The organism is Bacillus sp. ISL-77, from assembly GCF_018613105.1.
The window spans coordinates 34553-46914 of the sequence record NZ_JAGGQY010000009.1; the positions used below are offsets into that span (position 1 = coordinate 34553).

Here is a 12362-nt window from a genome sequence, read left to right on the forward strand (position 1 = left end):
TTTGATAAGTAGCAATTACTATAATTATGTACAGACTCAGGTAAAGAATAGATGGCGGAGGAAGCTATGCAAAAGGCACAAATACCAACTTACGAGCGAATAGCGATAGATTTAGCAAATAGAATCTACGATGGGAAATTTAAGGTAGGAGAAAAGATTCATGGCAGATCGACGTTAGCAAGTGAATACAAGGTTTCCCCTGAAACTGTTAGGAGAGCCATTAAGATTCTAGAGGATGTCGAGATTGTCCAATCCACTAAAGGTAGTGGAATCGTCATATCTTCTCGAGAAAATGCCTATAAATATATTCAACGGTTTTCCAACATCGCAAGTATTAAAGATCTTGAAAAGCAAATGAACTCACTGATTTCTGAAAGAGACAAGCTCGATGAGCAGCTGTTTGACACGCTTAGAAAAATCATGGACTACTCTGGAAAGCTTCGTCACACGAACCCATTGGCGCCAATCGAGGTAGAAGTTTTTCCAGGCTGTATTCATATAGGACAAACTATTTCGGAATTGAAGTTTTGGCAAAATACCGGGGGAACCGTGATCGGCATGAAACGGAAAGGTGAATTAATTATCTCACCGGGACCTTATGCGGTAATTCTTGAAGGGGATGTCCTGCTTATCATAGGTGCTGAAGAAACTCATGACCGGGTGATTCACTTTATGGAAGAGTAAAAACGGGTTGGATTATATGAGAAAAAGCCGGATGTTGAGGTCCGGCTTTTTCCTTTTCCACTATTATTCTAATAATCCTTCTGTTTCCAAAAATTCTTTTGCGACTTTGGCAGGTGACTGTTTGAGGCTGTCGACCTTATAGTTGAGTTCGCGCATTTTTTCATCAGTTAGCTTACCAGATAAGGAATTAATAATCTTTTTTAGTTCTGGATGTTCTTTTAATGTTTCTTCTTTTATCATCGGTACGGCATAATAGGGAGGGAAGAAGTTTTTATCATCCTCTAATACCTTCAATTTAAACTCTTCAAGTAACCCGTCCGTCGAAAAGGCATCGATGACATCACTTTTATGGTTGTTTAATGCAGTATAGCGTAACCCGCCGTCAATGGCTTTTACGTCTTTAAATTTCAAATTATACTTTTTGGAAAGTCCGCGTAATCCGTCCTCGCGATTTGGAAATTCGATCGTCGGACCCATGGTTAATTCCGAGCTTATCTTTGCTAAATCAGAGATCGTCTTTAAACCATATTCTTTTGCGGTGTCTTGACGAATTGCTAAGGCATAGGTGTTATTAAATCCAAGCGGTTTTAACAATTCAAAACCATATTTTTGCTTGAATTCCTTCTGGACAATATCGTAGACGATGTCCGGATCACTCTGTGGCTTCTTCTTTAAGATATTAATTAATCCTGTCCCCGTATATTCAACATACATGTCAATGTCCCCATTTTTAAGGGCACTGAAGGCAACCTGACTACCACCAAGATTTAGTTTTCTTTCTACTTGAATATCAGTCTTATTTTCTATTAAATCAGCGAGCATATTACCTAATATCATTTGTTCGCTAAAATTTTTTGAACCAATTACAATTTTATCCTTTGCGTTTGCCTTTGAATAAGCAGTAAAAGTCCCGGCAATGATTAACAAAATACAAGCCAAACTAATCATCATTTTTTTAGTGGTTTTACCAGTCTTTTTTGCTGATCTTTGCTTGCTTGTATAAGAAAGTGAGGATTCGAGTTTTCCGACAATATAATCAATGAGAAGTGCAAGTATACAGGCTGGAATAGCTCCGGCCAAAATCATATAATTGTCAACTGTTTGCACACCAGAAAATACGAGATACCCAAGTCCGCCTGCACCGATGAAGGCTGCAATGGTCATTAATCCAACAGCGGTAACCGCTGAAATTCTGATACCCGCCATAATCATCGGGAAGGCTAGTGGTAACTGAACCTTTCTCATCGTTTGACTCTTGGTCAGACCGATACCTCTGGCGGCTTCCAGAATGTCCCCATCAATATTCGTTAAACCTGTGTATGTGTTTTTAACAATGGGAAGCAGTGAATATAGAACGACCATGATAATCGCTGGGGTACTGCCGATTCCAACGAATGGGATGAGAAATCCAAGTAATGCCAAACTCGGTACAGCTTGGATCACATTCGTAGTTCCAATAATAGGTTTTGAGAGCTTTGGTTCTCTTGAAATTAATATACCAAGCGGGATCCCAATTATAATCGCTACTAATACAGAAATCACACTTAAGTAAAGATGCTGGCCAAGTAAACTTAAAACCTGCTCATAGTTTGTGGTTAAATAATTCCAAAATCCACTCATTAAAAGGCCACCTCCAAATCAATTAGTTGGCTGCTTAATGCAGATAGTATACTGCTTCTCGTAATGAGACCAATTAATTGGTTATGACCATTCACAACAGGTACATAACCGATTTTATGTTCATTCATTGTAGCTAAAACAGAAATTAAATTTGCATCCTGTGAAACGGAAAGAACATTTTGTTCCATAATCATTTCAATCGACGTCGTTCGATTTAACAACTGGATGCTTTTTAATGTCACTAAACCCTTAAGGACATTATGTTTGTCAGTAACTATTAGGCTGTCTACCTTATGGTCCTTCATAATCTCAATGGCCTGAAGTACGGTCCGCCTTGCGGTAATTTTTACTGGATTAGGTATCATAATATCCTCGGCCATTAATAATTCAGGATTATTCCAAACTCTTCTTTTTCCAATAAATTCTTCAACAAAGTCATTAGCAGGATTTTTAAGAATGTTTTCAGGCGTATCATATTGGAGAATATCACCGTCTTTTAGAATGCAAATCTTATCTGCTATTTTAATAGCTTCGTCCATATCGTGGGTGACGAAAATAATCGTCTTGTTTAATTCCTTTTGCATTTGGAAGAGTTCATCTTGAAGGGAGCTTCTTGTGACTGGATCTAAGGCGCTAAATGGTTCATCCATTAAAATGATATCGGAGTTGGTTGAGAAGGCTCTTGCCACGCCAATTCTTTGCTGTTGTCCCCCGCTCAATTCCTTCGGAAAACGATGTAAGAACTCCTTAGGATCTAAGCCGACCAACTCTAGCAATTCACCTGTTTTTTGGGTAATCGAAGCGGGATCTTCACCCTTTAGCTTTGGAATCAATTCTAAATTTTCTTTAATGGACATATGTGGAAATAAACCAGTATTTTGAATGACATAGCCAATGTTTCTGCGGAGCTCAATTGGATTTATGGTTGAGATATCCGTCCCATTTACATAAATTTTTCCAGAAGTTGGCTGAATCAATTTATTAATCATTTTCAGTAAAGTGGTTTTCCCACAGCCACTCGGTCCGATAAAAACAACTAACTGTCCAGCCTCAATATCTAATGAAAAAGGATTAATAATTGTTTTTGTCCGATACTTCTTAACAATGTTTTTAAATTCTATCAATTCCATTCCCCCCAATAATTAAGTTGTCTTGCGTCAATGCAACAACTTAATAGTAACATAAAAGTTGTTGGTTTGTCTAATCAAGCCGATTTTTAAGAAAGAGCTGAAATTTGCAATAGTAATAACATAAAATGTTAAAATGGTGTTAGTAATTAAATTTTTAAAAAAGAGGAGAATCTTTTTTGAGCTTTGTTCGAGACAAATTCAGTGCGAAGTTTTTCCTTTTCCTCGTGTTTGCTTTTCTGTTGATCCATGTGCCATTGCTAGGAAACTATGTCAAAGTCATTAATACACTTATACATGAATCAGGTCATGCTTTGATTGCTCTTTTTGGGGGTAATGTAGAAAGAATATCTTTATTTATGAATTCCGAAGGGGCTACATATAGTAATCAGTCTTCTTATTTGGGAAGCTTCCTTACCAGCCTTGGTGGGTATACCTTTGCCTCCTTTATGGCATTTGTCTCATTTTTACTAATTGGAAAGAAAAAGCAGATTGTGTTGATTGATATATTGCTAGGTTTTATCGGTTTGAATCTTATTTTTTGGGTAAGGAATCCTTACGGGTTGTTTTGGCTATGCTCATTTGCCGTTGCCTTTCTTTTATTACTCATTAAAGGGAGTCAAAACTTTAGAGATAACTTATTACTTTTAATTGCTTCAATTTTATTGGTTGATTCAGTACAAAGTGCTTATGAAATATTATTCATTAGTATATATCAGCCCCAATCAGCAGGGGATGCAGCCAATCTTGCGCGGATCACAGGTTTTATTCCAGCTCCTATTTGGGGGATTTTCTTCTTTGTCCAATCACTATGGTTCTGCTATTACGGCTTAAAACGTGGATATTATAAACTGGGGAATTAAAACTTTTACGTACAAAATATTGGGAGAGACATAAGATATTACGATGGGTTTCGATATGAATATAAAAGGGGAGTTATTGATTGAATATTATTGATTTAATTAAAACTCGGCGCAACATAAAAAAATTCAAACCTGATGAAATTGACAAAAATTCACTTCACGCATGGCTAGAGGCTGCTGCCATGGCACCCAATCACCGCATGACAGAACCATGGGAGATTTACTTTATTGGAGCAGAAACAAGAGAAAAGCTAAACCATAAAACTAATTTTGGAAACGCACCAATAGTACTGATGATTTTATCCAAGCACGGGGCGACATCCGTAGAAACAGTGGAGAATGCGCTGGCAACTGCGTGCTTTATCCAAAATTTTAATTTAGCTGCATGGACAGAAGGGGTTGGGACCTTTTGGTCATCGATTGGCATTACGCCCAAAAACAGGGGGATTCTTGGTGTTCCGGATGGCTATGATATTATTGGCGTTCTGGGAGTAGGCTATCCTGATGTAATCCCAGAGCCAAAACCACGTACACCGATTCAGAACAAATTCAGAAATTTACCATAACAGGAACAGGAAAGAGCCAACCGTACGGTTGGCTCTTTTAAATATGCTAGATAGCCTGATTGTATTCTAATGTAAGGTTATCAATGATTGTTTGAACGGGAAGAATATCTTTGATTTCTCCAACTCTAGCCCCTGCAAAAACAAGGCCATTTTCCGCATCACCATTCATGGATACCAAAAGAGAATCCATGGTGCAAAAGCGGTAAGAACAATTCTTTAAGCAATCAATGCATTTAGCGATTTTTAGCTTATCTGTACCACTAATTAATTTTGCAAAATTATTATTAATGGCCCTTCCGTGAAGACCAACGGTTGTTTTTACCAAAACCAAATCTTCTTTACCTGCATCAACATATTTTTGTTTAAAAGTTAATGGGGCATCACATTCCTCGCTGGCTACAAAGCGTGTACCCATTTGTACACCAGACGCACCCATTGCAAGAGCTTTTGCAATATCGCCGCCAGTCATGATTCCTCCTGCCGCAATAACGGGGATGGAAACCGCTTCAACAATTTCTGGGAGGATATCAAACATTGGGCGGTCTGTTCCAAGATGTCCCCCTGCTTCAAAGCCTTCAACGACAACTGCTACTGCTCCCAGTCGTTCGGAAATCCTGGCTAATTTAGCAGACGAGACTATAGAGATAACAGGAATTCCTGCTTCTCTTCCCCATGCGTACATATCTCGTGAGATTCCAGCTCCAGAAATAATAAAGTCAACTTTTTCTTCTAGAGCTGCTTTCATTTTTTCTGCAAAGTCATTCATCGCGAATAGAACATTTACACCAATGTATCCTGCATCTTTGATCAGACTTTTAGCTTTTCTTATATGTGTTCTCATTTCGTCAGTTGAAATCCCTGTTCCAGATATAATCCCAATCCCGCCTGCATTTGCGACAGCTGAAGCCAATTTGCTTAGAGAAATACCGACACCCATTCCACCTTGCATGATTGGAACCTGAGGTCTCATATGGCCTATTTTAAGTTGTGGAAAGTTCAAATTATAACCCCGTTTCATTGTTTGTATTAGAAACTTCCCATGCATCATACCATGTCATTTTTAATATGTCTGTGATTACTATCACCAGGTCATAATGGTAGGTGGTATTATTTTCTATATGATAAAATAAAGATTAATGTTAAATCATAACTAGGTTAACCTGCATAAAAAATTTGCTGAAACCAAACGATACGTTATGAAGCGAAAAATGGATGGTGGTAGATAGGATGATTATTTTTACGGATATTGATCTTGATGGTCTTGGTTGTGGACTTATTGCGAAACTGGCATTTGCAGACAAGGCCAATATATTTTACTGTTCTTATCGAAATTTAAATCAAAGAGTGGAAGCAGTTATTAAAAACCCTGAGAATAATAATGTGGAAATCTACATTACTGATTTGGCTGTAAATGAGCAGGTAGAGAAAAAACTCGAGGAGCGGTTCCAAAAGGGAAAACCAGTTCAAATGATCGATCATCATGTGACTGCTTTGCATTTTAATCAATACAAATGGGGGAGCGTAATTCCTGAGTATGAGACGGGAAAAAAGACTTGTGCAACTTCTTTATTTTATGATTACCTAATTGAACACAAAATGATGGAACGAAATAAAGCACTTGAAGAATTTATCGAATTAGTACGTCAATATGACACTTGGGAGTGGGATGAAAATAATAATTTAACAGCCAAACGATTAAATGATTTGTTCTATATTATGAGTCGTGAACTGTTTGAGGAGGAAATGTTAAAAAGGTTGACTGAAAATAATGAATCATTTGTTTTGACCGATACGGAACATATGCTGCTTGATATCGAGGAACAAAAAATTCATCGTTACATCCATTCGAAAAGTAGACAACTGGTTCAAACTTTTATTGATGATTACTGTGTTGGAATTGTTCATGCCGAACAATATTTATCAGAGCTAGGGAATGAATTAAATAATTTATATCCGCATTTGGATATGATTGTCCTTCTGAATATGGGTGGAAAGAAGATGGGATTTCGAACCATTCATGATGAAATAAATGTAGCCGAATATGCAAAAAAGTACGGAGGAGGAGGGCATCCGAAAGCCTCTGGATCAGAAATGACAAGGGAAGCGTTTGAAAAGTTTGTAATAAATGTTTTTGAAACGATTCCACTTAAACCAGATGCAGATCGGAATGAATTTAATGTTAAGGATTCACAGGTTGGAACATCTTATCAGAACCCGTTAGGAGAAAGTTCATATATCATTCCATGTGGAGATGGCTATTTTTCTATAATACATAATAAGAAGAGATTGGAGCAGTCTTTCTCTGCATTCGCGGATGCAGAACGGTATTTAAAAAGAAATTATTCTTCTTGGCTTCGAAGCGACCATGAATATCTTTATCACGTTTCAAAAGCTCTTCGGATCGCACAAGATGAATTAAGAGGGAATTATCAGGAAACCATCAGGAATCATCTTGTAGATATTACTTTATGAATTAGTAAAAGCCATTCCTTAACGAAAAAAGGAGTGGCCTTTTTTTGATTTTTTTAACATTCAATTTTAAGGGTTTATTAAGAGTGAAGTGGTAATATAATCGTAGGTATATGAGATTATTATTTCAAAATCGTAATAACCATGCAACAGAAAGTTAATTTATATACATATTCCTGTAATGTTCTTTTGTTATGATTGGTTAACAACTAAGAGAATTGGTCGTGGGAATTAAATGGTGAGGGTTTGAAAAAAATATTAATATACCTTTTTGATTTAATTAACCTATGGGGTGATATGATGGCTTCAGCTTCAAAAAGGAGTAAATATTTTGATAATGCAAAATTCATTTTGATTTTTCTCGTCGTTTTTGGGCATCTCATAAGTCCATTAAAGGAACATGATGGGATCCTTTTCACTTTATATACAGTTATTTTTCTATTCCATATGCCCGCTTTTATCCTAATCTCTGGATACTTCGCGAAAGGTTATAAAAAGAAAGGCTACTTTATAAAGTCTATTAAGAAGATATTACTTCCTTATTTTATTTTTCAGATGATCTATTCCATATATTATTATTTAAATGGGCAGGAAAATAATATAGAAATTGATTTTTTACATCCTCATTGGTCGCTTTGGTTTTTGATGAGTTTGTTTTTTTGGAATTTACTGCTATATCTCTTTGCAAGGTTAAGATGGAGGGGCTTTTTTATTGCCATTGTCTTGGGAATTGCGATTGGTTTTGTTGATCACGCGGGTAGTTTTTTAAGCCTATCAAGAACATTTGTATTTTTTCCCTATTTCCTCTTGGGTTTTTTACTAAATGGTGATCAGTTAAAGAAAGTAATTCGGGCCAGATATTCACTTCCAGTTGGTATAATAATCATTATCGGGACTTATATTTTCTTTGGGTTCAGTTTCCCTCAAGATGCGGTGCCATGGCTTCTCGGCGATACATCATATGCAAATATGGGGGAAAAAGAGTTGGCCGATGGACTGTTGCGAGGACTTCAATATGGGCTGACATTAATAGTTGTATTTGGGTTTTTAGCATTAATACCTTCCAATCAATTTAAAGTAACGAAAATTGGTGAAAGAACTTTATATGTCTATTTGCTTCATGGATTTATTATTAAATCGCTCCAAGAGATTCTTCCAAATAAAAGTATCATCTCCATTTCAGGGAATTATCTTTTACTTTTCGTTCTTTCCTTTATGATCTGTATCGTTCTAGGAAGTTATTTAATTAAAAAATATACTCAACCTCTTGTCGAATTTAAAGTTTAAAAGAATACAGGGAGTGGTTAATGAAAGCCGAACTAGTATGGACCAGTTCGGCTATTTTTTGTGTATTTAAATTATAAAATTGTAACGACCTAAAACCCAAATAATGAACTGACAATATTTTTCTTTTTTCTTTTTACTTTACTGTGATCAAATACAAGTGGTTTTTCCATTTGCGAGGTCATTTTTAGTTGGTTCATTTGTTTTTGAAGTTGTTCTACCTGCTGCGATAAATCTTTTACGAGATGTTGCAAATCCTCTAGTTCACGGCGATGCTGAAGGAGTTGATAGGAAGCAACCGAATCTGCTTTTGAATTTAGATTACTTTCCAATTCACTGACTTTTGAATATAACTTTTCTAGTGCTTGATCGTCATTTACCGCTTTAACAGCACCTTTTCGAGGATTTTTTTTCTCTTTTAATGGGACTATTTCTTGGATTAGTGTCCCGTTTTGGAGCTGTTCGTGTATTTTTTTTAATAGTTCTATATCCTCGCTGCTAAAATGGTAATGACCACGCTCATTTCTTTCCATTGGAAGCTCAAGCTGTTTTACCCAGCGCTGAATAGTACTTGTAGATACTCCTAATAATTTTGCTACTTCACTTGTATTCATTTCGAATCCCTCCATTGATAAAATAAACCGCAATCCACGAGTGACGAAATTATTGTTTTTTGTCTTTAAAAGGGAGTCGTTCTAATCGAAGAAAACTTTCGTATTAAGTCCAGAATTTCCACCATTTCTTTTCTTTTGTTGCAGCCACATGTCTATAACTGTTAAGCATTTGTTGAAAGGCTAATTCTCTTTGCGAAATTTCATGTCGGTACTGATTACGCTCTTCAAGGAAAAATTCACGTTCTTTTGACATTGCCTCTGTGAGACTTGAGATTTCGTTATTAGTAACATCCACATAGTGGGATAGTTCCTCGGAAGTTTCTGACAACTGCTTGGAAAGTGTATAAATTTCTTGCGAAGTCTCGATTGAAACATTAGCAATGTTGTTGGATAGGTACTGTAATGAGTCAGCTGATAGTTCAGATGCTTTTTCAAGAGTCTCTGATAACTCCTGAATTTCAGCTCTTGTGTTAGCAGATGATTTATATATCGAGTCAGATAATGATTTAACTGTGGTATAGGTTCCATTCTTTATTTCCTTTTTTACTTCATCTAGTACTTCTCTTCGAACAACCGTCCGGATTTCATCTTTTACGTCGCTTAAGAAATTTTGCTTGTACGTATCCATTGCCTCGAAAAACTGATGTGCATCTATAGCGTCTTGTATGGTTATCGGTTTGGCTGAGTCAGAAATGACCTCTAATGAGACCATAGGTGATTCTTGCATATCCAGATTTTCTATTCCATTGAGTGAAACAGCGAATGATTCTTGGACATCCTGGTTTTCAATGACCCCTTGTGGAACTGCCAATGATTCTGAGACATCCTGATTTTCAATGGTCTCTTGTGAAACTGCGGGGGATTGGGGTATATCCTCACTTTCAGGGTGAAGTTTTTTTTGCATCCATTCCCTGATTGTTTCCTTACTTAACTTTTTTTCATAAAGTTGTTTAATTTCTATTAGCTGGTCAATCTCCCTATCTGTACATATTCTTGCCCCTTGTTTTGTACGAGGAATTTCTAGTAAATCAACTAAATCTTTTTCCCATTGACGTATGGTGCCTGGTGTTGTATTTATTTTTTTGGCTACTTCTTTTAAGGTATAGGTCTTCATATAAAAATCATTCCTTTCTATTTATCTCGGAAATAATTCATCTTTATGTTAGTAATTCACCATTCGGTAGCACATTTTCCTGCTAGATGACAAAAGCTATCAAAACAAGACGGAAAGCATGAAATAACAACAATATTTTGCAAATTGAGCATTTATTAAAAAAAAAACGATTGAGCAGAGTAGAAATGAGGTTTATTATATGGAGAGGAACTGATGTAGAAAGAAGGATCTCAACATGTGGATTGCAGCGGCCTTTGTTACTATGGTTTGTTTTGGGACTAATAATACTATTTTCAAGTGGAGCACGGAGAAGAAAGTGTCGAAAGTACATATTCAGTTCTTCTTCTATTTTGTAGCATTCCTATTAACTTTGGGATTTGCTTTTGTAAACGGGACAGTCCATTTGAATCTTATCACCATTTTACTAGGAGCTTTTATTGGAATATTAAATGCAAACGGAAATATCCAAATGTCAAAGGCCTTTGAAAAGGGCCCTGCTAGTTTGACATCGCCATTAGTAGGAACAAATACAATATTTCCAATCGTATGTGCTGGCGTTCTTTTTCATGAACATATCACAGTGATTCAGTGGGTAGGAATCATAATTATGCTTGGCTCAGCCATGGCCATCCAGTATTCATCTGGTAATAATAGAGGAATAAATTATTTCCCTTGGATTATTCGCGTTGGGCTTGCGATATTTTCTTTTGGTTTACTAGGGGTTTTAATGAAAACTACATCCTATTTGCAAATAAATTCATTAGATATCCTCATTGCCATGTATGGCGGGGGGAGTGTCTATTTAGCTATTTGCAGTATCTTGAAAAAAGAAAAGTGGCAGAGGTCAGAAGCCAATGTGGGATCCATTGTTGGACTAATTAGCATTTTAGGATATAGCAGTTATTTCTATGCCCTTAATTCTGGAACGGCAAGTATCGTGTTTCCAATTGTAAGTTTAAATTGTCTAGTAGTGGTTCTAGCTGGGTTTATACTTTTTAAAGAAAAATTAAAAAGATATCAAGTGATCGGTGTATGTACTGCTCTACTTGGGATAATTTTCACAAAGATCTAAAGCGCAAAAAAGTGCAGAGTGTTTCAAGTTAAATTGAAATGCTCTGCACTTTTTATTTGGCATCATGATTTATTACCTATCTCAATTCACCATCCCAAGCTTTTTCAACCCATTATATATTCCAGAATCAGTAACCTTGGTAGTTTTATGCTTTGCATATTTAAAAAGGTCTGGATGGCCGTTACCCATGACAAAGCTTTCGCCCACGTTTTGAAGCATTTCCTTATCATTCATTCCATCTCCAAATGCAATCGAACTTTCCTTATTGATGCCTAGCCGCTTCAAAACTACTTGAACTCCATAGCCTTTGTTCACTTTGTCCCTGATTACATCATAGCAATGATGCATTCCCTCGACATTGACTTGGGATAAATGGATTCCCTCTTCATTATTGTAAAGGACAGGGTCATCTTTTTTTAGATTGACTAGTGTCATCCCTAAGATCGAACTATTAACTGAAGGAGAATAAGGTTCATTTTTATGTAAGTGGAATTTGTGCATAAACTCCGTTGTGATCCCAGAATCTACATTGGTAAAAACGTTCTTATTATTCGTATACAGGACCACTTCATGCTGGTTATCCTTAGCAATCTCTAAGAAATTCATAACTGTAGAGCTCTTCATAGGCTCCTGGAATATATCTTCACCTTTATAAATGGCATATGCACCGTTATAACCAATGAATGAGTGAATATTTAACTCTTTTGCGAGTTCATCTAATTCATGTAGTGGCCTTCCTGTAGCTAAGAAAACTTCCAAGCCCTGAGCCTGAACCTTTGAAATGGCCTTTTTTGTTGAATCTTCAATCGTACCATCTGGTCTCAGTAATGTTCCATCGATATCTAAAAATAAAACTTTATAATTGGTCATGAATGTAGCTCCTTCTTTGAAGAATGTTGTTTTTAGTCTACCACTTATTAAGAAAGGATGTCACATGAATATAGAATGC

12 protein-coding genes are annotated in these 12362 nt (G+C 36.4%); 6 read left to right on the plus strand and 6 right to left on the minus strand.

What is annotated here, in order from left to right; genetic code table 11:
• The first annotated feature begins 66 nt into the window (after positions 1-66).
• A complete protein-coding gene (locus J7E77_RS02770; protein WP_214712165.1) occupies positions 67-684 on the plus strand; it encodes a GntR family transcriptional regulator in 618 nt (205 codons plus the stop codon).
• Positions 685-747: 63 nt separating this feature from the next.
• Here the strand turns inward: J7E77_RS02770 and J7E77_RS02775 are convergent, their stop codons facing one another.
• Positions 748-2304 (minus strand): ABC transporter permease/substrate-binding protein, encoded by a 1557-nt coding sequence (locus J7E77_RS02775; RefSeq protein WP_214712167.1) that lies wholly within the window; start codon positions 2302-2304, stop codon positions 748-750.
• Positions 2304-3428 (minus strand): ABC transporter ATP-binding protein, encoded by a 1125-nt coding sequence (locus J7E77_RS02780; RefSeq protein ID WP_214712169.1) that lies wholly within the window; start codon positions 3426-3428, stop codon positions 2304-2306. The genes J7E77_RS02775 and J7E77_RS02780 overlap by 1 nt, the downstream gene beginning before the upstream one ends.
• Before the next feature lie 182 nt (positions 3429-3610).
• Here J7E77_RS02780 and J7E77_RS02785 point away from each other — a divergent pair, with 182 nt between their 5' ends.
• Both J7E77_RS02785 and J7E77_RS02790 read left to right on the plus strand, forming a co-directional pair.
• Positions 3611-4294, plus strand: coding sequence for a M50 family metallopeptidase (locus tag J7E77_RS02785; RefSeq protein WP_214712171.1), 684 nt, complete (start codon positions 3611-3613; stop codon positions 4292-4294).
• A gap of 80 nt (positions 4295-4374) precedes the next feature.
• Positions 4375-4860: a nitroreductase family protein gene (locus J7E77_RS02790; RefSeq protein WP_214712174.1), complete on the plus strand. Its 486-nt coding sequence runs from the start codon at positions 4375-4377 to the stop codon at positions 4858-4860.
• A 46-nt stretch (positions 4861-4906) separates the two neighbouring features.
• Here the strand turns inward: J7E77_RS02790 and J7E77_RS02795 are convergent, their stop codons facing one another.
• Positions 4907-5878, minus strand: a complete 972-nt coding sequence (locus J7E77_RS02795; protein ID WP_214712175.1) for an NAD(P)H-dependent flavin oxidoreductase — start codon at positions 5876-5878, stop codon at positions 4907-4909.
• Between the two features lie 209 nt (positions 5879-6087).
• On the opposite strand from J7E77_RS02795, the gene J7E77_RS02800 reads away from it, so the two are divergent.
• Positions 6088-7332 (plus strand): DHH family phosphoesterase, encoded by a 1245-nt coding sequence (locus J7E77_RS02800; RefSeq protein ID WP_214712176.1) that lies wholly within the window; start codon positions 6088-6090, stop codon positions 7330-7332.
• Positions 7333-7629: 297 nt separating this feature from the next.
• The gene (locus J7E77_RS02805) at positions 7630-8616 is read left to right on the plus strand and encodes an acyltransferase family protein (RefSeq protein WP_214712177.1); all 987 of its coding nucleotides are present in this window, start codon (positions 7630-7632) and stop codon (positions 8614-8616) included.
• A gap of 89 nt (positions 8617-8705) precedes the next feature.
• On the opposite strand, the gene J7E77_RS02810 is transcribed toward J7E77_RS02805, so the two are convergent.
• Together J7E77_RS02810 and J7E77_RS02815 are read right to left on the minus strand one after the other, a co-directional pair.
• The gene (locus J7E77_RS02810; protein WP_214712178.1) at positions 8706-9227 is read right to left on the minus strand and encodes a MerR family transcriptional regulator; all 522 of its coding nucleotides are present in this window, start codon (positions 9225-9227) and stop codon (positions 8706-8708) included.
• Between the two features lie 103 nt (positions 9228-9330).
• The gene (locus J7E77_RS02815; protein WP_214712179.1) at positions 9331-10341 is read right to left on the minus strand and encodes a MerR family transcriptional regulator; all 1011 of its coding nucleotides are present in this window, start codon (positions 10339-10341) and stop codon (positions 9331-9333) included.
• A gap of 235 nt (positions 10342-10576) precedes the next feature.
• Here J7E77_RS02815 and J7E77_RS02820 point away from each other — a divergent pair, with 235 nt between their 5' ends.
• Positions 10577-11413 (plus strand): DMT family transporter, encoded by an 837-nt coding sequence (locus tag J7E77_RS02820; protein WP_214712181.1) that lies wholly within the window; start codon positions 10577-10579, stop codon positions 11411-11413.
• Positions 11414-11494: 81 nt separating this feature from the next.
• Here the strand turns inward: J7E77_RS02820 and J7E77_RS02825 are convergent, their stop codons facing one another.
• Positions 11495-12283, minus strand: coding sequence for a Cof-type HAD-IIB family hydrolase (locus J7E77_RS02825; protein WP_214712183.1), 789 nt, complete (start codon positions 12281-12283; stop codon positions 11495-11497).
• Positions 12284-12362: the final 79 nt, after the last annotated feature.